The organism is Arthrobacter sp. TJ-236 (assembly GCF_058269235.1).
On record NZ_JBZCNI010000003.1, the window covers coordinates 309,092 to 330,531 of the forward strand.

At 69.6% G+C, this 21,440-nt stretch carries 18 protein-coding genes; 9 read left to right on the forward strand and 9 right to left on the reverse strand.

The window, feature by feature from the left end; all coding sequences use genetic code 11:
• Positions 1 to 55 precede the first annotated feature (55 nt).
• The 3 genes from AC4D16_RS13675 to AC4D16_RS13685 form a co-directional block, all read right to left on the reverse strand.
• A complete protein-coding gene (locus tag AC4D16_RS13675) occupies positions 56 to 979 on the reverse strand; it encodes a carbohydrate ABC transporter permease (protein ID WP_490949693.1) in 924 nt (307 codons plus the stop codon).
• Entirely contained in the window at positions 979 to 1,920 is a 942-nt protein-coding gene (locus AC4D16_RS13680; RefSeq protein WP_490949692.1) for a carbohydrate ABC transporter permease, read from the reverse strand. The genes AC4D16_RS13675 and AC4D16_RS13680 overlap by 1 nt, the downstream gene beginning before the upstream one ends.
• Positions 1,921 to 1,987: 67 nt before the next feature.
• Positions 1,988 to 3,253 (reverse strand): ABC transporter substrate-binding protein, encoded by a 1,266-nt coding sequence (locus tag AC4D16_RS13685; protein ID WP_490955370.1) that lies wholly within the window; start codon positions 3,251 to 3,253, stop codon positions 1,988 to 1,990.
• A gap of 83 nt (positions 3,254 to 3,336) precedes the next feature.
• Between AC4D16_RS13685 and AC4D16_RS13690 the strand changes: the two genes are divergently transcribed.
• On the forward strand, positions 3,337 to 4,605 hold the full coding sequence (locus AC4D16_RS13690; protein ID WP_490955371.1) for an ROK family protein: 1,269 nt from the start codon (positions 3,337 to 3,339) through the stop codon (positions 4,603 to 4,605).
• 65 nt (positions 4,606 to 4,670) lie between these two features.
• Here the strand turns inward: AC4D16_RS13690 and AC4D16_RS13695 are convergent, their stop codons facing one another.
• Entirely contained in the window at positions 4,671 to 6,362 is a 1,692-nt protein-coding gene (locus AC4D16_RS13695) for an exo-alpha-sialidase (protein ID WP_490955372.1), read from the reverse strand.
• Positions 6,363 to 6,652: 290 nt separating this feature from the next.
• Between AC4D16_RS13695 and AC4D16_RS13700 the strand changes: the two genes are divergently transcribed.
• The 5 genes from AC4D16_RS13700 (at position 6,653) to AC4D16_RS13720 (ending at position 12,425) form a co-directional block, all read left to right on the forward strand.
• Positions 6,653 to 7,672 (forward strand): LacI family DNA-binding transcriptional regulator, encoded by a 1,020-nt coding sequence (locus AC4D16_RS13700; RefSeq protein ID WP_490949688.1) that lies wholly within the window; start codon positions 6,653 to 6,655, stop codon positions 7,670 to 7,672.
• 148 nt (positions 7,673 to 7,820) lie between these two features.
• Positions 7,821 to 9,086, forward strand: a complete 1,266-nt coding sequence (locus AC4D16_RS13705; RefSeq protein WP_490949687.1) for an ABC transporter substrate-binding protein — start codon at positions 7,821 to 7,823, stop codon at positions 9,084 to 9,086.
• A 36-nt stretch (positions 9,087 to 9,122) separates the two neighbouring features.
• Positions 9,123 to 10,088 carry a carbohydrate ABC transporter permease gene (locus AC4D16_RS13710; RefSeq protein ID WP_490949686.1) on the forward strand — a complete coding sequence of 322 codons (966 nt, stop codon included), beginning with the start codon at positions 9,123 to 9,125 and terminating at the stop codon, positions 10,086 to 10,088.
• The gene (locus tag AC4D16_RS13715; protein WP_490949685.1) at positions 10,085 to 11,026 is read left to right on the forward strand and encodes a carbohydrate ABC transporter permease; all 942 of its coding nucleotides are present in this window, start codon (positions 10,085 to 10,087) and stop codon (positions 11,024 to 11,026) included. Before AC4D16_RS13710 ends, AC4D16_RS13715 begins: the two co-directional genes overlap by 4 nt.
• Positions 11,027 to 11,033: 7 nt before the next feature.
• Positions 11,034 to 12,425, forward strand: coding sequence for a family 1 glycosylhydrolase (locus AC4D16_RS13720; RefSeq protein WP_490949684.1), 1,392 nt, complete (start codon positions 11,034 to 11,036; stop codon positions 12,423 to 12,425).
• Between the two features lie 4 nt (positions 12,426 to 12,429).
• Here the strand turns inward: AC4D16_RS13720 and AC4D16_RS13725 are convergent, their stop codons facing one another.
• The 4 genes from AC4D16_RS13725 to AC4D16_RS13740 form a co-directional block, all read right to left on the reverse strand.
• The gene (locus AC4D16_RS13725) at positions 12,430 to 13,347 is read right to left on the reverse strand and encodes a metal ABC transporter permease (RefSeq protein WP_490949683.1); all 918 of its coding nucleotides are present in this window, start codon (positions 13,345 to 13,347) and stop codon (positions 12,430 to 12,432) included.
• Positions 13,344 to 14,156, reverse strand: a complete 813-nt coding sequence (locus tag AC4D16_RS13730; protein WP_490955373.1) for a metal ABC transporter ATP-binding protein — start codon at positions 14,154 to 14,156, stop codon at positions 13,344 to 13,346. The genes AC4D16_RS13725 and AC4D16_RS13730 overlap by 4 nt, the downstream gene beginning before the upstream one ends.
• Positions 14,149 to 15,033: a metal ABC transporter substrate-binding protein gene (locus AC4D16_RS13735; protein WP_490955374.1), complete on the reverse strand. Its 885-nt coding sequence runs from the start codon at positions 15,031 to 15,033 to the stop codon at positions 14,149 to 14,151. Before AC4D16_RS13735 ends, AC4D16_RS13730 begins: the two co-directional genes overlap by 8 nt.
• A gap of 97 nt (positions 15,034 to 15,130) precedes the next feature.
• Positions 15,131 to 16,486: a hypothetical protein gene (locus AC4D16_RS13740; RefSeq protein ID WP_490955375.1), complete on the reverse strand. Its 1,356-nt coding sequence runs from the start codon at positions 16,484 to 16,486 to the stop codon at positions 15,131 to 15,133.
• 268 nt (positions 16,487 to 16,754) lie between these two features.
• Between AC4D16_RS13740 and AC4D16_RS13745 the strand changes: the two genes are divergently transcribed.
• The 3 genes from AC4D16_RS13745 to AC4D16_RS13755 all read left to right on the forward strand — a co-directional run bounded on the left by AC4D16_RS13745 (position 16,755) and on the right by AC4D16_RS13755 (position 19,911).
• Positions 16,755 to 17,288: a GAF domain-containing protein gene (locus tag AC4D16_RS13745; RefSeq protein ID WP_490949679.1), complete on the forward strand. Its 534-nt coding sequence runs from the start codon at positions 16,755 to 16,757 to the stop codon at positions 17,286 to 17,288.
• A 228-nt stretch (positions 17,289 to 17,516) separates the two neighbouring features.
• Positions 17,517 to 18,893, forward strand: a complete 1,377-nt coding sequence (locus AC4D16_RS13750; protein ID WP_490955376.1) for a lycopene cyclase family protein — start codon at positions 17,517 to 17,519, stop codon at positions 18,891 to 18,893.
• Positions 18,886 to 19,911 carry a Brp/Blh family beta-carotene 15,15'-dioxygenase gene (locus AC4D16_RS13755; protein WP_490955377.1) on the forward strand — a complete coding sequence of 342 codons (1,026 nt, stop codon included), beginning with the start codon at positions 18,886 to 18,888 and terminating at the stop codon, positions 19,909 to 19,911. The genes AC4D16_RS13750 and AC4D16_RS13755 overlap by 8 nt, the downstream gene beginning before the upstream one ends.
• A 56-nt stretch (positions 19,912 to 19,967) precedes the next feature.
• Here the strand turns inward: AC4D16_RS13755 and AC4D16_RS13760 are convergent, their stop codons facing one another.
• Entirely contained in the window at positions 19,968 to 21,428 is a 1,461-nt protein-coding gene (locus AC4D16_RS13760) for a protein adenylyltransferase SelO (RefSeq protein WP_490955378.1), read from the reverse strand.
• Positions 21,429 to 21,440: the final 12 nt, after the last annotated feature.

A 21,440-nucleotide genomic window follows, 5' to 3' on the forward strand; every position in this document is an offset into this window, starting at 1 on the left:
AACGACGAGGGCTCCGCGCTGACAGCGCGGAGCCCTCGTGCGTGCGTGCTTGTAGTCAGCCCTTGACGGCGCCCTGCGTCACGCCTTCCATGACCCACCGCTGCGTGAAGACGAACACGAGGATGGCGGGGGCCATGGCCATGAGGTAGGACGCGAAGGACACGTTGTAGTTGTTGCTGAACTGGGTCTGGAAGATGTTCTGCAGCACGGGCAGCGTCTGGAGCGACGGGTCCGAGATGATCAGGGATGGCATCATGAAGTCGTTCCAGGAGGCGAGGAAGGCGAAGATGCCGACCGTCGCGCTCATGGGGGCCAACAGCGGGAAGATCAGCTGCCAGAAGGTCTGCCAGGTGCTGGCGCCGTCGATCCTCGCGCTCTCCTCCAGTTCCGCCGGGATGGAGCGCAGGAACGCCGTGAACAGCAGGATGCTGAAGCTCAGCTGGAACATGATGTGCAGGATCGTGACGCCGAGCGGGCTGTCGAGGCCGAGGAGACCGGTGAGCTGGATCTGGGGGAGCGCGACGACGGGGAACGGGATGAACATGGCGCCCAGCAGGTAGTAGAAGGACCAGCGGAACAGCTTGCGGTCCCAGTTCCTCGAGATGGCGAAGGAGGCCAGCGCGCCGAGGAGGATGGTGCCCACCACGGTGCCCGCCGTGATGAGGATGGAGACCGTGAAGGCCCGTGGGTAGTCGGTGAGGGTCCACGCGGTGGTGAACCCCTCCACGCTGAACGGTGCGGGCAGGGAGAACGCGTTGCCGTCCACCGCCTGCGACTGGGTCTTGAAGGCCATCGAGACGGTGACGTACAGCGGCACGATCACCGTGATCGCGGACAGGAGCAGCAGGATGGTCAGTGACCAGCTGGAGCGTCCGCTCCGCCCCGAGGGCTCGCGCTTCGACCGGCGTCGACCGCTCTTCTCCTCGAGGGTGACGGCGGCGTCGACATCTCTGGCGATGAGTGTGGGTTGAACGGACATCAGCGGGCGTTCCTTCCACGCGTGAGGCGGAGCTGGATGAGGGAGATGACGACCACGATGATGAAGAACATGGTGGCGTTGGCCATCTGGTAGGCGTAGTCGCCGCCCGTGAATCCGGTGACGATGGTCATCGGGATGCTGCGGGTGGCCGTGCCGGGCCCGCCGTCGGTGAGGCCCACGATCACGTCGTAGGCGTTGAGGAAGTTCTTGAAGCCGAGGATCACGTTGATGACGATGTACCCGGCGACGAGCGGCACCGTGATGCGCAGCAACTGCTGCAGCTTGCCGGCGCCGTCGAGGTCCGCCGCCTCGTACACATCGCCCGGGATGGCGAGCAGCCCGGCGATGTAGATGAGGAGCGTGCCGGGGATGGCCTGCCAGGCGGTCACGATCACGATGCTCACCCAGGCGAGATCCGGATTGGCGAGGATGCTCTCACTCAGCACGTCGATGCCGAGGGCCTGACCCACCGCGGGGAGCGAGTTGGAGAACAGGAAGTTGAAGACGAACGCGATGATGATGCCGGACACCACCATGGGGATCACGAACACCGTCCGAAGCCCCGTCTTCAGCTTGATCCGCGCCGTCAGCCCGACGGCCAGCAGGAACGCGATGACGTTCACGACGATCACCGTGCAGATCGCGAATCCGAGGGTGAACAGGTAGCTCTGCAGGATCGCGGGGTCGGAGAACAGGGCGATGTAGTTGGTGAAGCCGATGAAGTCCCAGTCCCCGAAGCCGATGGAGTTCGTGAGGCTGAAGAAGATACCGACGACGGCGGGCAGGGTGATCGCGAGCGTGAAGATCACGAGGCTCGGGAGGAGGAAGGCGTAGTAGATGCCCTCGACGCCCCGCCGCTTCCTCGCGGGGGCCGCGGGTGCTGCGGTAGCCCCCGCAGCCGGAGTGGCCTGCGGCGGAGGTGCCGCCGTCGTCTTCGTCATGCTCGGCTCCTTGAATCGGACTGCTGCAGGTCGGAATGCTGCTGGGAGGGGAGGTGCGGGTGGCGCGTCACTGGCGGAACGCCAATCGCGCCCAGTCGCCGTCGAGCGTGGTCAGGGTTCCCTCGACGTCGCTGCCGAGTGCGAGGCCCTGCGCGTAGTTGTCGATCGGGATGGTGATCGGGATGGCCTTGGAGGGGCCCTGGTAGAAGTCCGCGGCGTCGTAGTACTCCTTCATGCCGAGGATCCGGGGATCGGTGACCGGGGCGGCATCCACCGTGGTGCCGTAGCCGAGTTGCGCGGCGTTGTACTCGTCCATGACGTCCTGGCGGAAGAGGTAGCTGAGGAAGGCACGTGCGCCCTCCTTGTTCTCCGATGCCTCGGGGATCCAGGCGGCGAGGTCGATGTTCACGCGGACCTCGAGATCCTCGGGGTCGTCCGTCATGGGCAGGGGGAAGGTGCCGAGATTGAGATCGGGATTCGTCTTCGCGATCTCGCCGAACGCCCAGGGCCCCTGCAGGTACATGGCCGCCTGCCCCTGCGCGAAGGCGAGGTTGCCGTCGCCGTACGTACGGGATGCGGCGTCCTGGTTCGTGTAGTTCTCGATCAGATCCTTCATGGAGCCGAGCGGCTCGGCGAAGTCCTTCTCGAAGGAGACCGGGCTCTCGGGGCCCACCTCGGTGCCGAGGGAGTTCATCTCGTCGTAGAAGCCTGCGACGTCGACGTCCCCGCCCACGGTGTAGTCGAACCAGCCCTGCGCCACGGTCCAGGGATCCGCGAAGGTGCCGTAGATCGGTGTGACCCCCGCAGCCTTCAACTGCTCGCAGACGGCGATGAGCTCCTCGTAGGTCTCCGGGACCTCGAGCCCCTGCGCCGCGAAGATGTCCTTGTTGTAGATGACGGAGGCCGCCATCACGGAGTACGGCAGCACGCTGGTGCGCCCGGGGTAGGTGGCGTACTGGTCCACGAGGTCCTGGACATCGGGGAGGATCCGCTCGGCCTCCGGCATGTCGGAGAGGTCGCTCAGGGCGCCGCGCTCCATGAAGCGCGCCATCTCCATGTTGTAGTTCAGCAGACCGAGATCCGGCGGGTTGCCGCGGAGGAAGCCGGCCTGGAGGTTCGACGACGAGTCGAGCACCACCTCGACGTCGTCCTGGCTCGCGTTGTACTCGCCGATCAGCTCGTTGAAGTAGGGGATGGCCTCCGGCTTGCTGAGGTGGAAGCGGACCGTCTCGGGGCCTCCGGTGCCGGCGCACCCGGCGAGGGCCGAGGTGGTCAGGGCGAGGCCGAGGGATGCGGCCAGCAGGCGGGGTGTGCGGCGGGAGGGTGTGGGCACGTCGTTGTCCTTTGCCGTTCTCTTCGTCGAGGGGAAATACTCTGGCCATTTGATCTAGCGACTAGATCAAGTCTCCTGCGATCATGGTCCAACACGATCACGAGAGGGTCAAGTACTTGTCGATGACGCCCCACCTGACCAGCGCGCCTCCACGGGCGAGCCTCGACGCCCTCCTGGCCTTCGCCTGGGACGCCGGTGTCTTCGTCAGCGCGGACGCCATGGCGGCCACCGGACTGACCCGGACGACGGCGATCGACGGGCTCGACGAGCTCATCGCCCTGGGCCTCCTGCGGGAACTTCCCAATGCGCGAGCCGTGGGGGAGTACAGCAAGGGACGGCCCTCGCGCCGCTTCGAGTTGCGGTCCGACGCCGCCGTGGTGGTCGGGATGGACGCCGGACGCTCCCACCTGACCACCACCGTGGCGGATCTCCGTGGGCGGACGATCGCCACCGAGACGCGCGAGCTCGACGCGACCGACGCGGACCCGACCGCGCGGCGTCGGGCGGTGCTCGACGCCATCGACTCCGCGCTGGATGCGGCCGGACACGCACGGGACGACGTCCTCGCGGTGTGCGTCGGCGTGCCCGCGCCGGTGGACGCCGACGGCAGGTCACCGAGCCACCGTGAGCACTTCTGGCAGCTCATGAACCCGGACCTGCAGGCGATGCTGGAGGAGTGGGTGCGGATCGTCCGCCTCGAGAACGACGCCTCCTTGGCGGCCATCGCCGAGGGAACGGTGGGCGCAGCGCGCGGGTGCCGCAACTACGTGGTGCTCCTTGCCGGGGACCGCTTCGGCGCCGGCGTGGTGCTCGACGGCCGTCTGCTGCGCGGTGCGCACGGCGGGGCCGGCGAGATGGTGGCGCTCGACCACGTGCTCGGCGTGGGGAGCGCCCTCGGCATGGGCCTCAGGCTCACCGAGTGGGTGCGGGACGCCGCGGCCGCCGGAGAGCTCCCTGCGGATCATCCCCTGGCGGACCTGCCACCCGACCAGCTCACCGGACGCGCCGCGCTCGACCTGGCGCGGGCGGGTGACGCGTGGTCGCAGCGCATCGTGGAGCGCGGCGGGGAACTGCTGGCCCGCATCACCGCGGTGTTCGGCAGTCTCTACGACCCCTCACGCGTGATCGTGGCCGGGGCGGTGGCGGAGAATCTCGACCAGGTGGCCGAGGTGTCACGCCGCCTGTTGCCGGGCGAGGTGGACCTCGCGGTGCCGGAGCTGGTGCTCTCCTCGCTCGGGGCGGGCTCCGTGGCCACCGGGGCCGTGTGCGCGGCGGTCGAGGCGGCGAAGGCCGGCGTGCTGCACCTCGGTGGAGCGGGGCCGAGGATGCACGGGGTCGACGGCGTTCGCTGATGGCTGATGAGCGCGAGAAGGGCGGGGTGCTGTCGCACTCCCGCCCTTGCCGCGACCTCCAGCCGCTACGGCCGGTACACCTGTAGCACGTCGAGTTCGGCGAAGGACGTGCCTTTCGTGAACGAGACGCTGTTGCTGCCGGCGTTGAGGTAGGCGGTCATCTGCGCCCACTGGTAGCGGCCCCAGTTGACCGTCGCCGGGTACGAGAGGGCGGTTGAGGTGCCGTTGTTCACCCGGACGTTGTGCGTGCTCGATCCCCCGGTGCCGTTGGCGTACCGCACGTTGAACGTGTAGGTGCCCGCTGTTGGCGCGTTGACGGTGAAGGTCACGGAGCTGCCGGGGTTGTTGATGTTGCCGACCTTCGAACCGTTGGAGGTGTCCGGGTCGGGCACCACGATCGCGTCCTGGCGGACGGCGGACTCCGCCTCGTAGGAGGTGGCGTTGAGCGGGATGGAGCCCACGCGGACGTCGTTGTACGTGGTGCGAAGGTTCTCGACGTTCGTAGCCTGGTACAGGGTGCGGCCGTCGGGGCTGACGTCGAAGCCCTGGGCGAATCCTGTGAACGTTCCGCCCTCGGTGTCCGGTCCGTCGTAGGTGACCGCGTAGGGCATGCGCTGCCACGGGCCCTCGCCGAGGTTGTAGTTGACGTAGAAGTTCTGTCCGCCGTCGATAGTCCCGCTCGGATCGAGCGACCACTTGGAGGCGACGATGACCGTGCCCTTCGGCCCGCCGGTCGGCACCCATTTCACGAAGGGTGAGGAACCGATGCCGCGGCCGTCGGCGAGCCGGATCGGTGTCCCGATGCTCGTCTCGGGGGACCAGTTCAGGCCGTCCGGCGAGATCTTGTAGTAGGCCGGCGCGGTGTTCTTGCTCTGACTCGGCCGGTTCACCACTTCGAAGGTCGCCATGTAGCGGCCGTCCTGCATCTTCGTCACGGTGATCATGCCCGGGCGGTCACTGCGATTGGTGGGCGCGGAGACGTTCACGAGCGGACCCCAGGTGAGGCCGCCGTCCAGCGAGCGACGGTAGGAGATGGCTTGCAGGACTCCTCGGGTCTTCTGGCGTTCGTCCGAGAAGTAGGCGACGAGGCCGCCACCGCCGTCGACGGCGAGGGACGGTTCCCACACGGTGGTGGTGGTCGATGTGGGGCTCGGATCGTACGTGGCCGGCCCGCCCTGATCGATGGTGCTGTGGAAGGACCAGGTGACGCCCTTGTCGAGGCTCTTGTAGACCACGAGCCTGCTGCTGGAGCGGTCCTGGGGCATGATCATGCCCGTCAGCAGGACCGTGCCTGCGGGCAGGTTGCCGACCTGCTGCGGAAGTTCGTACAGATACGGCTGCGAGGTGCGGGTCAGATTCGGGAAGTTGGCCGAAGGTCGGATCTCGGACACCTTCGACCACGAGGTGCCGTTGTTGGTGCTCCGGTAGATGGGGTAGACCTGCACCCCGTTGACGAGGACCAGCTGATCGAACGTCACGAGCTGGGTGCCATTGGACGTGCCGCTGTTCTTGAGCGAGACGATCTTCGCGTAGGTGGTGCCGGCGGCCCGGCCCCCTTCGGGGTTGAACGATGAGCCGGCGGGTGGCGAGTAGACGAGGGCCCCGTTGCCGGTGGTGACCGCCTCCGTGGGCGGGGCCGCGGGCACCTGGGTGGCGAGCAGGGCGGTGCCGAGTATCAGGGCCGCTATCGAGCGCAGCAGCCGTTGGCGTCGTGTGTGGGGTCGGGCATGAGTGGGCAGAGCGTCTTGAGGGTGCACGTTTTCTCCGTTGAAGGTGTGACAGAAGAGGGCGCTCGGAAACGAGCGCGAAGACGCTGGAGTGGCAGCAGGACGTGAGACGGGTCGATGAAGTACAACGTTGAACTGCAACGATGTACATACCGTAGGGTCGGCACAGGAGCGGGTCAAGAGCTCCTGTGAAAGCGGCATCGACGGACGCAGGGGAGTCGCCATGACAGGCGGGGCGGATCGCCGGGCCGCCTAGACTCGTGAGCGACCGGCCCGACGTCGAGTCCGGCGTCGGTGCCCGTGGCAGAGAGAGGACTCCCATGACCGTGACGATCCGCGACGTCGCGAAGGTCAGCGGGGTCTCCATCAAGACCGTCTCCAACGTGGTGCACGGTCAGGCCCGCATGCGGCCCGAGACGCGTGCGCGCGTGCTGCAGGTCATCGAGGAGCTCGGCTATCGGCCCAACCTCTCCGCCCGCCAGTTGCGCTCCGGCCGCTCCGGCATGATCGGCCTGATCGTCCCCGATCTCCGCAACGCCTACTTCGCCGAACTCGCCGACTCCGTGATGCGCGCCGCGGCAGCGAAGGGCCTCGCCGTGGTGATCCAGCCCGTGGGCGGCGGCCGCGAACAGGAACTCGCCACGCTGCGCAGCCCCCACAAGCACATGGTGGACGGCATCATCTACAGCGCGCTCAACGTCGGCGAGGGCGACGTCGAGGTTCTGCGCGAGGCGGACACGCCCGTCGTCGTGCTCGGGGACACGCCTTTCGCGGGGAGGGTGGACCGCATCACCATCGCCAACGTGGAGGGCGGCCAGGCCGCCACGGCACACCTCCTCGCCGGCGACCGACGCCGGATCCTCGCCCTCGGCGCGAACGACGGCGACAGCGTGGCCACCGCGGACCTCCGCCTCGAGGGGTACCGGGCTGCGCTCGCGGCCCACGGCGTGGCGTACGACGACGGCCTGGTGCGCTTCGCCGCCACCTGGACGCGCGCCGGGGGAGCGGAGGAGATGGCCGCGTGCCTCACCGACGGCGTCGCGTTCGACGCCGTGTTCGCCCTGAACGACGCCCTGGCACTCGGCGCGATGCGCGTGCTGCAGCAGGCCGGCCGGTCCATCCCCGAGGACGTCGCGATCATCGGCTTCGACGACATCGAGGAGGCCCGCTTCTCCCTGCCGAGCCTCACCTCGGTGAACCCGGGCCGGGACCAGGTGGCCGAGGCCGCCGTGGAGCGGCTGATGCTCCGGATCGACGGGTCCCACGAGGACCTCGCTGCCGAGGAGATCCGCGCGGGGCTGACGCTCGTGGAGCGGGAATCGACGCGCCGGAGAAGCTGACCGCCTCGCTCCCTTGCGTGATCCGAACGCGCGGTGCATGCTTTGGTACAACGTTTACCTACAACGTTTACCGCGCACAGTATCCCGCCGTCGGGCACTGCGCGATCAGCGCCTAACCCACGACGACGTGGGAGAAGAAAGGACCGACATGAAGAAGTCGATCACCCTCCTGGCCGTGCTCTCCCTCGCAACGCTCTCCCTGACCTCGTGCTCGCAGGGCGGGGACCAGGCCGCGAGCGAAGGCCCCACCGAACTGACCTTCTGGCACGGCTACACCGAAGCGGACGGCGACGTGATGAACGCGATCGTCGAGGACTTCAACGCCTCTCAGGAGGACGTCACGATCACCGTGCAGACCAACCCGTGGTCCGTCATCGACGACACCCTGCTGCCTGCGCTCTCCTCGGGCGAGGGCCCCGACATCGTGGCGATGCCCGCCGAGCGCCTCCCGGTCTACGCCGACCGCGGCGCCTTCGTGGCCCTCGACGACTTCTACACGCAGGAGGGCTCGAACACCGATCAGCTCATCCCGGCCACCGTGGACATGGAGACCGTGGACGGCGTGAAGTACGGCGTCCCCACGGGCTTCGTGCCGCTGGCCATGTTCTACAACAAGGCGCTCTTCGCCGAGGCTGGCATCACCGAGCCGCCCACCACGTGGGACGAGTGGCTCGAGGCCGCGAAGACGCTCACCAAGGACACCAACGGTGACGGCGAGCCGGAGCAGTTCGGCGTCGCGATGCCGGACCACGCCACGGTGGCCAACGGCGTGTGGCCCACCCTGTTCTACGGCAACGGGGGAGGGGTGGTGGAGGACGGCCAGGCCGTCATCGACTCCGAGGAGAACGCCGAGACCCTGCGGACGTGGGTGGACGCCATCGCGACCGGCAAGATCTCCCCCACGGGCCTCGACGGGATCGCCGGCGACGGCCTCTTCACGAGCGGCAAGGCCGCCATGTACCTCGGCGGGCCGTGGATGGCAGGGCTCTCCACCGAGAACAACATCGACTACGGCATAGCGCCCGTCCCCGCGGGGCCCGAAGAGCAGGCGGCATCGGCCATCGGCATCTCGATGGGCATCACTGACCAGGGCGACGACGCAACCACCGAGGCGGCGCAGCAGTTCTTCAGCTACTTCCTCCAGAAGGAGCAGGCCACCGCATGGTCCCTCGGCTCCGGCTGGCCGCCCCTGCGCTCGGACATCCCGGTGAGCGACGTCGCCGAGAACGCGGTGGTCGCCGCGCTCACCGAGCAGGCCGCGTTCGGCCGCCCACTACTGCCGGGTGTGGTCAACAGCACCGACGTGCTCACCGCCGTGGACGAGCTGACGCAGCGCGCCGTGGCCGGCGAGGACATCGACGCCCTGCTCAGCGAGGCGCAGACCACCATCCAGGGCGTCCTCGACGCGCAGTAGCGCGCCGACCCGGCACCTGCCCGAAAGGCACCCAGCATGAGCACCACCCTCGACCGGGAGTCCACGGCGCGTCCGCGCTACCGTGCTCCCGCACAGCTCGGCGGACGCCCCGGAGGCGCACGACGACGACGCCGCAGCACCGTCCAGGCGGCGGGGTTCCTCCTCCCCGCCGCCGTGATCCTCGGGGCGTTCACGTTCTGGCCCATGATCTCCGCGCTCCGGCTCTCCTTCACCGACGCCAGCGGCTTCGGTCGCGAACGCTTCGTGGGGCTCGAGAACTACGCGCGGATCTTCACGGACCCGGAGATCCTCAACGCCGTGCTCAACACCGGCCTCTACGCGGTGCTCTTCACGCCGGTGGCCGTGGGGTTCGCCCTCGCGCTGGCCCTGCTGCTGAACGATCCGCGGCTGCCGTTCCGGGGCTTCTTCCGCACGGCCCTGTTCCTGCCGTTCATCGTGAGCCTCGCCGTCGCGGCGCTCGCCTGGACATATTTGATCGACCCGCAGGTGGGGCTGCTCAACCACTGGCTGGCGTCCTCGGGCATCCGCCTCGGCAACGTGCTGCAGGATCCGGTGCTGGCGATGCCCGCCGTCGCGCTCGTGGCGGTGTGGAAGAGCTTCGGCTTCTACATGGTGATCTTCCTGGCCGGGCTGCAGGAGATTCCCGGATCACTGTACGAGGCCGCGCGCATGGACGGCGCGGGGGCGTGGGCGCGGTTCCGCCTCATCACGCTGCCCATGCTCTCCAACACCACGGCCTTCGTGCTGATCTTCGCGCTCATCGCGGCGCTCCAGGCCTTCGACCAGATCTACGTGATGACCGGCGGCGGCCCCTACGGCAACACCGAGACGGTGGTCATGCAGATCTACACGGCGGGCTTCCGGAACCTCGAGCTCGGGTTCGCGTCCGCGCTCTCCTACGTGCTGCTCGCGGCCACGCTGATCCTGAGCCTCGTGCAGTTCATCTTCTTCGGCAAGCGCGAGCAGGAGGGGGAGGGATGAGCGCCGTCGCGCCCCAGCGGGGCACAGCAGGAACGACGACGACACCCGCGCCCGTGCCCGCGTCGCACCCACCGACGACCCCGCCGTCGTCGTCCGCCGCACGCACGCGCCGTGCGCGGAACGCGGCGATCAAGCGGTGGTCCGCCGCAGCGGTGCTGGCGCTCGCGAGCGCGGTGATCCTGCTGCCCATCGCGATCATCGTGCTCACGGCGTTCAAGCCCGCGGCCGAGGTGAACGCCTTTCCGCCCACGCTCTTCCCGAGCCAGTGGACGCTGGAGAACTTCACGCGGATCTTCCAGGACCTGCCGTTCACGCGGCTGATCCTCAACAGCTTCGTGTTCGCCGGAGGGGTGACGCTCTGCGCGCTGGTGTTCGACTCGCTGGCCGCCTACGCGCTGGCGCGGATCGACTTCACGGGCCGGAAGCCGCTGCTCATCCTCATCATCGCGAGCCTCATGATCCCGTTCCAGGCCACGCTGATCCCGGTGTACCAACTGGCCAGCGACCTCGGCTGGATCAATAGCTTCGCAGCGCTGATCGTGCCGCGCGCGGCGGACGCCTTCGGCATCTTCTTCCTGCGCCAGTTCTTCCTGGCGCTGCCGAAGGACCTGGACAACGCCGCGCGGATCGACGGCGCCTCCGAGTTCCGCGTCTACCTGAGCGTGGTGCTGCCCAACGCGGTGCCGGCACTCATGACGCTCGGGGTGTTCGTGTTCGTCAACAACTGGAACGACCTCCTGTGGCCGCTGATCTTCACCACGCAGCAGGAGATGGGCACGCTCACGTCCGGGCTCACGCTGTTGACCGGTCCGGGCGGGATAGTTCCCTACGGCGTCATGATGGCGGGCTCGCTGGTTGCGCTCCTGCCGCTCGTCGTCGTCTTCATGTTTGTCCAGCGCCGCTTCATCGAGAGCGTCGCCACCACCGGATTGAAGTGAGGTACACATGCAGTGGTTCGAGGACGGGAAGCTCCACTTCGCCCTGGGCATCGAGGACACCTTCGTGCCGCAGGAGCGGCCGGGGGAGCGTGCACTCGACGAGTACGAGCTGACGCAGCACTACCGCTTCTGGCGCGAGGACTTCGGGCTGGCGAAGAGCGCGGGCGCCGAGTTCCTGCGCTGGGGGATTCCCTGGTACCGGATCAATCCCGAGCCGGGCGTGTGGAAGTGGAGCTGGCTGGACGAGGTGATGGACCACTTCGACCAGCTCGGGCTCACGCCCATCGTGGACCTCATGCACTACGGGACCCCCACGTGGCTGGACAACCAGTTCCTCAACGCGAGCTACCCGGACCTCGTGGCGGACTACTCCGTGCGCGTGGCCGAGCGCTACGCCTCCACGGTGGTGGACTACACCCCCGTCAACGAGCCCATGATCCACACGCTGTTCTCGGGTAAGTTCGGCCACTGGCCGCCCTACCTCACGGGCGACGACGGCCTGGTGGCCCTGGTGCGGAACATGGCGCGCGGCTTCACGCTGGCGCAGCAGGGCATGACGGCGGTGCTCGGCGATCGCGGTGTCTTCACCCATGTGGACGCCGGCTTCCGCTTCGTCAGCGACTCCGCCACCGGCGCGCACGACCGCGAGTTGCGGCACCTCCGCGACCGCGCGCTGATCGTCGAGGACCTCGTGACCGGGCTCGTCAGCCCAGACCACCGCCTCGCCGGCTGGCTCGCGCAGCACGGCATGAGCGACGCCGACCTCGGCTGGCACCTCGACAACCCGGTGCAGCCGGACGTCATGGGCGTCAACTACTATCCGCTGCACTCCACCGAGCTGCTCGAGGTGGGCAAGCCACGCCGCGGGGACATCGCTGACCCCCGTGCGCTCCGCAACGACTGGACCGACGGGCTGGAGGACGTGATCCGCCTCTACGGTTCGCGGTACGGCGCGCCGGTCATGGTCACCGAGACCTGCCTCACCGGATCGGTGGAGGACAGGATCCGCTGGATGGACGCCTCGGTGGGCCTGGTGCGGCGTCTCCACGCCGAGGGGCTCGACGTCGTCGGGTACACCTGGTGGCCCGTGACGGACATGTACGAGTGGACGTACCGCTACGGGCAGGAGCCGCTGGAGCACTATCGGCTGACCATGGGGCTGTGGGATCTGGTGCCGGACGAGATCGGCACGCTCAACCGGGTGGAGAACCCCGTGGCGGACCGGTTCCGGCACCACGCGCTGGCGCCGTCGACGACGTCGTCGCACTCGTCGTCTTCGTCTTCGTCTTCGTTGTCATCCTCGGAGGCGACGGAGGCAGCCGACACGCGTGCAGCCGACCGTGCGGGCCGCCTCGATCCGGGGATGGACCGCGTGCTGGATCCGGCCGCGCTGCGCTGACGGGTCACACGCGGTCGGGTGCCCGGCCGGCCCGCGTGGCCGCGTCCTGTGCTGCATCCCCCGTCCGACGGGCGGTCAGGGGCCGGATGACCGCCATCACCGCGTAGACGCCGATGCCGAGGACGGTGATGGTGGCTCCGGGTGAGAGCGCGTGGAAGTACGTGATCGAGAGCCCAACCACGCAGACGACGGCGCCGAAGGCCATGGCCACGTGCATGGTGCCCCGGAAGGACGCCGTCACGAGCTGCGCGACGGCGACCGGGACGATCATGAGCGCGGACACCAGCAGCACGCCGACCACCCGCATGGACACCGCGACCGTCAGAGCCGCGGTGACCGCCACCAGGAGGTTGAGGGCCCTCGCAGGAATACCGCTCGCCCGCGCGAACTCCTCGTCGTGGCACAGGGCGAAGAGGGCCGGCCGGAGACCGATCCCCACGACGACGATCAGCACGGCGAGCCCGACCGTGAGCCAGACGTCCAGGACGTCGACGGTGGAGATGGATCCGAACAAGTATCCGGTGAGGTTCGCCGCGGTGCCTCCGGCCAGGCCGATCAGCAGGACGCCGCCCGCGATGCCGCCGTAGAACAGGAGGGCGAGGGCGGTGTCCGCGCTCGTCCGCCCGCGCTCGCGGACCGCCTCGATCAGGAGGGCGCCCGCGATCGAGGCAACGACGGCGCCCGGCACGGCGAGGGCATCCGCCTCGAGGCTCCCGGCGGCCGAGGCCGCCAGCCACCCCATCGCGACGCCGGTGAGGGCCACGTGCCCGATCCCGTCGCCCAGGAGGGCCAGCCGCCGCTGGACGAGGTAGGTACCCATCACCGGGGCCGTCGCACCCACGAGTGCGGCGATGATGAGCGCGCGTTGCATGAGTGGGCTGGCGATCATGGCGGAGAGGGTCTCCAGGAGGCTGGGCGTCATGACCGCCATCCCTGCATCAGCGCGGACGCGGAGCGCCGGTGCGCGTCCACGGACGCGCACTCCTCACCGTCACGCACCCGGAATGCGGGGACGTCCCTCCCGCCGCCCGCATCCGGCACCGACGGGGCGCCGTCGAACACCACCGAACCGTGGTCGAGGACCACGGCGCGTTCGAGGAGCGGCGCGAGGACGCCGAGGTCGTGGAGGACCACCACGATCGTGGTGCCCTTCAGCTGCAGGGTGCGCAGCGTGACGGCGAGCGCCTCCTGTGACCGGAGGTCGATACCCGACAGGGGCTCGTCGACGACGAGGAGATCCGGCGCGCGGACGAGCGCGCGTGCCAGGAGGACCCGCTGGTGCTGGCCTCCCGAGAGGGCTCCCACGCTTTCCTGCGCGCGATCGGCGAGACCGACCTCCTCCAGGGCGTCGAGGACGAGGTTGCGATGACGGTGGGCCGGGATGAGCCGGCGCTCGGTGAGCAGCCCGGACGCGACCACCTCCGCTGCCGTCACCGCCAGGGGAGCAGCTGCGCCGACCCGCTGCGGCACGTACCCGATGCGCGACCACGGGACTCGTCGCCGGTGCGCGACGTCCGCCCCGTACACGGTGATGCGGCCGGTCTCGAGGGGGATGAGACCCAGCAGGGCCTTGACCAGCGTTGTCTTCCCCGAACCATTGGCGCCGAGGAGGGCGAGGGTCTGTCCGTCCGCGACGTCGAGGTCGATCCCCGCGAGGATCCGGTGTGCCCCGAGGCGAACCCGTGCGCCCTCGACGCGCACAGCAGGCGTGCGGCCGGAGACGTCAGGCACAGCCGAGCGCTTCCCGCAGCGCTCCGAGGTTCCGGCGCATGACCTCGACGTAGTCGCCGCCCGTCGCAGGGTGGGCCTCGAGGGGATCGAGGAGTGCGGTGGTCACCCCGAGATCGCCCGCCAGGGTCTCGGCGACCTTCGGATTGACGAGCGACTCGGTGAAGATGGTGGTGATGTCCTGGCCTTCGATGACCCGGCGGATCTTCGCGATCCGGGCCGGTGCCGGTTCCGCCTCGGGGTCGATCCCCGAGACGCCGGACTGCACGAGGTCGTAGCGGTTCGCCAGGTAGCCGTACGCCTCGTGGGAGACGACGATCGTGCGGCGCTCGCACGTCGCGAGGCCCGCGGTGAAGTCGCCGTCGAGCGTGGCCAACTCCTCGTTCAGCTGCTCGGCGTTCGCCCGGTAGGCCTCCGCGTTCTTCGGGTCCGCGACGCCGAAGCGCTCCGCCACGAGCGTGGCGACGTCGGCGAGGCGTTCGGGGTCGAGCCAGAAGTGCGGGTCCGCCGCGCCGTCGGTGGACGAGATGGCCGCAGCGCCCGCCACGTCGACGGCGTGCTCGGGTGCCGTCTGCTCGACGGCCTCGTCCACCGATGGCTGGAACCCGGAGGCGTAAACGACCGCTGAGGCGTCGGCGAGCTCGGCGACTTTCGCGGGAGACAGTTCGAGGTTGTGAGGCTCCGCGCCGGGCGGCGTGATGGACCCGACCTCCACCAGGTCACCGCCGACCCGCTCCGCCACGAACTCGAGCGGGTAGAAGGAGGCCAGCACGCGGAGGGAGCCGCTCTCGTCCGAGGCGTCGGAGGCCGGCGCACAGGCGGACAGTGCGACGGCGGCGGCCAGGGACAGGACGAGTGCTGGGGGCGCAGCGGCGTGCATGGGCTTTCCTTCGGAAACGATGGGGTGCTGAGGGGGCAGAGCGAGGGAGCCGCGGCGGCGGCAGGAGGGCCGCCGCGGCTCGATGGACGGTGCGGGCCTAGCCCTCCCCGTCCGTGTGCTCCTCGCCCTCCGCGTGCTCGTGGCCCGGCGTCTCGCCCTCACCGGTGACGATCGCGAGTTCGGTCGGCGTCTCCGGCAGGTCGAAGCTGTCCAGCAGCGTGCCCTCCGCGACGTCGATGACGTGCAGCTTCTTGGCCGCGGGCTCCGTGACGTAGGCGAAGCCGTCCGCCCCGACCTTCACCGCAGGCGCGGGGGACTGCCACTCGGCGGGCTCCTCCCACGGTGCAACCACCGGCACCTCGTGGATCACGGCGCCGGTCCCCTCGTCCAGGATCGCGAGATCGCCGTCGTAGGTCAGCACCAGAGCTTCGCCGTCGGCGCCCCGTGCGAGCGAGCGGAACCAGTACGCGGATCCGACGTCGACAGTCGTCATGGTGGCGTCCCGCGTGTCGATCAGCCCGACACGCGTGGGACGCTCCTGCTCGGCATCCGGGTCGGTCTTGTAGTCGGCGAGCACGATCGGCGACACGTGGCTGCCGAACTGGTTGCCGGACCTCTGGTAGGACTCCTCGACAGGCACTTTGTGGAACGCGCCGTCGCGGTACACCACGGGCCCGTTCTCGCAGCCCAGCGAGACGACGTCCCCGGCCGGGGTGGGCATGGCCGCTGCTTCTCCGTGCACGCCCGGGCAGTCCGTCGTCTCGGCGAGGACCTGGCCCGTGGGCGAGACCACCTGGACCGTGCTGCGGGAATCCTCCGTGCCCTGCGTGAGGACCAGGTCGCCGCCGGTCAGGGGGACGGCCACGCCGTGGTGGGGAGCGTCGGTCGCGTACTCCTCGACCTCGCTCTCGCTCACCTCGCCGTCGGTGAAGGCGGCGGTGTCCATCACGGTGATCGCTCCGCTGCCGTCGGCGAACAGCGCGGTCTTCCCTTCGTGCGCGACGACGTGCCCGGCCTCAGGGGCCTCGATGGACGAACCTGTGAGGCCCGGCGCCTGCTCGTAGTAGTGGTCGTGGTCGCCGTGGCCTTCCACGATCAGACCGGAGTCGAACACGCGGAACTCCTTCCCGGCGCTGACGAGGACGTGCCTTCCGTCACCGGCGTTGTTGAGGCGGAGGAAGTCTTCGGACTCGGTGGTGGCGATGACCTCACCGGTCTCGGTGTCGACGGTCATGAGGCCGCCGTCGTAGGTGAGGACGGCGCGCGGGGCGAGGGCGTCGACCTCGAGACGCTCGGAGGGCTCATCCGTTCCGGTGGACGCGGTGGTGGGAGCGGAACCGTCGGACGAGGGCGCGGCGTCCGGCGTCTGGGAGCCGGCGGTGGAGCACGAGGTCAGGAGGAGGGCGGCGAGAACCGCCGAGGACAGGGTCAGGTGGCGTGGGGACATCATCATGATTGGAGACTAATTGAGAACGCTTCTCATTCTCAAGTTGCAGCGTCCGCTCGCCGACCGTGCGATCCCGGACGGAAGGTGCACTGTGCTCACCCCGCAGGCGTCCGCGCACGGCGCTGATGGAGGCCGGCTACCGAAACCTTGGTTGATCCTGCGCAATAACGACATCCGAAGCAGGATGACCACGAGGTTGTATAGGGGGTGGGTCCCGATCGGTCGTCGTGGAGGACCCAACCACCAGCGGACCGAGGGACAGGAAGGCACGCTCATGACAGCGATCATGCTGGAGAAACCGCAGCTCGAGGTCCCGGCGCTCCCCACCCGCGCTGCGCGCGAGTTCGAGCGGCTCCGGGCCCGTGCGGTCGAGCGGAGCGGGCTGCTGGGTACCGCGAGCGAGGAACGCTTCGACCGCCTGACGCGCGAGGCCTGTGGACGCCTCGGTATGCCGCTCGCAACGCTGACACTCATCGCCGGCGATCGTCAGTTCGTCAAGTCGATGGTGGGCCCGTTCCCCCGTGAGGGCCTCCGGAGTGCAGCCTTCTGCAACGTCACCATCCAGTCCGAGGACGGGCTGGTCATCCCCGACACCCTCGGGCACCCGATCTTCAGCACGAGCACCTACGTGACCGGCGCGCCCCACCTGCGGTTCTACGCCGGCGCCCCGCTGCGCGGCCCGGGCGGCTGGTTCGTGGGTAGTTTGTGCGTCCTGGACACTCGGCCGCACGCGTTCCCGGCGTCGGACCGCGCGGTGCTGCGCCGCCTGGCCGAAGCTGCGGAACTGGAACTCAACCGCGCTGCCTGACGCCGTCGCCCGCACGAGCGCTCGGTGACGAGCTTCACGCCGCCGCCGGCGGGTATCTCCAGCCAACGGTGGTGTACTGGTCGGGAGTCCGTGCAGTTCCCGCCGCGCCGCGTGTGCCGCCGTCCCGACGCCGACGTCGGAACGGAAGACGCGGGGGTCCGCCCGGCACCGACGACTGCGCGCTGACGCGCGGATCGAGGAGGCAACGTGGCTGCTGCTGGACCAGGCTTGGAGTACGACACGATCGTCCTCGGGGCGGGCTGCGCCGGGCTGAGCCTCTGCCACTACCTCCTCGACCTCGGCTACTCGGGGAGCATCCTCGTCCTCGACCGGCGGGCCACCCACGAGGACGACCGCACGTGGTCCTTCTGGGAGGTGGAGCCCACCGACTTCTCCCACCTGGCCACCGCGCGCTGGGACCGCTGGAGGATCACTGCCGGTAGCCGGACGAGCGTGGGCGAGGACGCCTCCCGCCCCTACATCAGCCTGCGGGCCGCCGACTTCTACGCGGACTGCCTCACCCGCCTGCACGCCGCACCGCGGGTGGAGATGGGACTCGGCGAAGCCGTGGTGCGGTACGCCGACGTCGGGACCGCCGTGGAGGTGGTCACGGACAAGGCCACGTACACCGCCGACCGGGTCTTCGACGCGCGGGGGCTCCGTGCGGATTCGCCCGAGTTCGAGCTGCTCCGCACCACGTCCGTGTGGGTGCCCCAGCACTTCCTCGGCCAACGGATCACGGCGTCACGGCCCGTGTTCGACTCCGCGGCCTGCACCCTCATGGACTTCGGCGTGGACCAGGGCCGCGGGACGCACTTCATGTACGTGCTGCCCACCACCGACCGCGAGGCGCTCGTGGAGAACGTCTACTTCTCCTTCGCCCGCGTGGACCCCGCGGAGCACCGCGATGAGATCGCCGAGTACCTCGGCCGGCAGTACGGGCTGCGCGCCGACGAGTTCGAGGTGGTGCACGAGGAGCGGGGCGTCATCCCGATGTCGGACTTCTCCTTCCCGCGCGCGGACCTGGGGCGGATCACGCCCGTCGGGACCCTCGCGGGGGCCACGCGCGCCAGCACGGGTTACGCGTTCCTGCGCATCCAGCGCGAGTGCAGGGAGGTCGCCGCCGCCGTCGTGCTGCACGAGCGGCCTGCGCGGCAGGCAGGACGACGACGGCGGGAACTGCTCGACTCCGTGTTCCTCCGCTTCATGATCAGCCGGCCCCTGGACCTGCCGGCGGTCTACCTCAGGATGTTCGAGCGGGTCCCCTCGGCCCCCCTCATCCGTTTCATGACGGAGCGCAACTCGCTCGCCGACGATCTCCGGCTCATCCTCGCGTTGCCGAAACCGCCGTTCATCAGGATCGTGCTGCAGATGATGGTGCAGGAGGTGGCCGACCGTGTGCGCTCCGCACGCGACCACCACGCCTCCCCGCCTCCACGGACCGTCGACCCGGTGCCCCGAGCAGATGCCGCGACCCCCGCAGACGCTGCGCTTGGAGAGGATGCCGCGCGACCTGCCGACGCCGCCTCCCGCACCGCGCGACGCCTCCGACCCGTTCGCGCCGCGCGACCGGCCCGACCCGCCCGTGCATCCCGCCGTGGATGAAGCCACCCGATCAGGGGTGCAGCGACGCCTCCTGACCCCGGTCAGCCTGGCCCTCGCAGCGATCACCGCTGCCCTCGCCTTTGCCCCGGAGCTCCCACCGTGGGCGCAATACGCCCCCTTCCTCGTGAGCCTCGTGGTCCTCGGACTCCCGCACGGGGCGCTGGACCACCTCGTCCCCGCGAGGGTGACCCCCGGGCGGACCGTCGCCGGTTCCGTCACGCGCGTTGGTGTGCTCTACCTGGCCCTCGGCCTGGTGGTCCTCGCGTCGTGGATCCTCTTCCCGCTCGGTGCCTTCCTGTTCTTCATCGGCCTCACCTGGTACCACTGGGGGCAGGGCGACCTCTGGGCCCTGGTGCACCTGACCGGTGCCACGCACCTGCGCACCGTGCTCACCCGGGCGCTCACCGTCGTCGTGCGCGGAGCGCTGCCCATGCTCGTGCCGCTGCTCGCCTTCCCCGGGGTCTATGTCGGCGTCGTGGCAGCGACGGCCTCCCTCTTCGGCGACGGCGTTCCCGTGGCTCCTGCCACGCTGGACGGCATCCGGCTGGCCGTCCTGCTCGGACTGGGTGCCACGGTGCTCCTGCAGTTCACGCTCACGGCCTGGACCGGCACCGGCTTCCGGCCCACGCGCAGCTGGGCTGTCGACGCCGGTGAGGTGCTGCTGCTCGCCGTCTACTTCTCGGTGGTCCCGCCGATCTTCGCCCTGGGGATGTACTTCTGCTTCTGGCACTCCCTCCGGCACATCGTCCGCCTGCAGCTCATTGACCCGCGGGCCGCTGCAGCCCTGCGCGCGGGGGCGGTGGCCCGCTCGCTGAGGATCTTCGCGCGGGACGCCGCACCCACCACGGCCATCGCGCTCCTGGTGCTCGTCGTCGCGTCCCTCGTGTCGGGCTCCACCGGCGACCTCGAGCCGGCCCGCCTGCTCGGCGTGTACCTGGTGCTGCTGTCCGCGCTGACCCTGCCGCACGTGGTCGTGGTGACCTTCATGGACCGGCGCGAGCGGCTCTGGCGTCCCTGACCGGGGCCTTGCTGACGGGCGCAGGCGATGCCCCGACTCCTCCGTGCGGAGAAGGGTCAGGTGCCGCAGTACGTGGTGTAGGCGCCGAAGTCGTCCGGCGCACCCGCGGCGTACCGCTCGAGGCCGGGACGGTCGTCGAAGGGGGACCGGACGGCATCCACCAGGGCCTCGAACGGACCGAGGTCACCGTTCGTCGCGGCCGTCAGCGCCTCCTCCACGAGATGATTCCGCGGGATGTACACGGGGTTCACGCGGTCCATCGTGTCGGCGTCCGGGCCGAGGGCCAGCCAGCGCTCCGCCCAGGCATCGAACGCGGCGACGTCGAGCACCTTGTCCCGCGCGGGCCGCGCGTCGCCGCGCACCACGGACGCTAGGTCGCGGAAGAAGGACGTGTAGTCCACGTGGTTGTCCTGCAGGAGCGCCAACACGTCGGTGGCGAGCGGGGAGAGATCCTCGTCCGCGACGTCGTCGGGCAGTCCGAGCTTGGCCCTCATGCCGGCGAGCCAGGCCGCGCTGTACCGGGGGCGGAAGGTGTCGAGGGCGCCGACGGCGAGGGCGATCGCCTTCTCCTGGTCCTCGTCGAGGAGCGGGAGCAGCGCCTCGGCGAGGCGGGCGAGGTTCCACTCGCCGATCAGCGGCTGGTTGGCGTACGCGTAGCGGCCGTCGCGGTCGATCGAGCTGAACAGCGCCGAGAAGTCGAAGACGTCCATGAACGCGCACGGCCCGTAGTCGATGGTCTCGCCGGAGATGGTCATGTTGTCGGTGTTCATCACGCCGTGCACGAACCCGGCGAGCATCCACCGGGCGATCAGCCCGGCCTGCGCGTCGACGACGGCGTCGAACAGGGCGAGGTACGGGTTCTCGGCGTCCGCCGCGGACGGGTGATGACGGCTGATCGCGTGGTCGGCGAGGCGCCTGAGGAGGTCGCGGTCACCCGACGCGCTCGCGAACTGGAAGCTGCCCACGCGGAGGTGGCTGCTCGCCACGCGCGCCAGGACGGCGCCGGGCAGCATGGTCTCGCGCCGCACGTCGCGGCCGGTGGCGATGACGGCGAGCGAGCGCGTGGTCGGTATGCCGAGGGCATGCATCGCCTCGCTGATGACGTACTCGCGCAGCATCGGCCCGACGACGGCGAGGCCGTCGCCCCCGCGGGCGAAGGGCGTACGTCCGGAACCCTTAAGGTGCAGGTCCACGAGCTCGCCGTCGGTGCCGGTGAGTTCGCCGAGCAGCAGGGCGCGGCCGTCACCGAGGCGCGGGTTGAAGCCGCCGAACTGGTGGCCGGAGTAGGCCTGGGCCACCGGCGTCGCGCCCTCGGGGACGGCCGTGCCCGTCAGGAACCGGAGGCCCTCGGGGGAGCGGAGCTGCGCGGGATCCATGCCGAGGGTCTCCGCGAGCGCGGTGTTCAGGGCGAGCAGCCGGGGCTCCGGGGCGTCGTCGGCCTGCCAGGTGACAGCCATCTCGGGCAGTTCACGGGCGAAGCGGCCCCGGAGGGCCAGGGCGTGGGTCGAGGCGCTCATTCCTCCACGGTA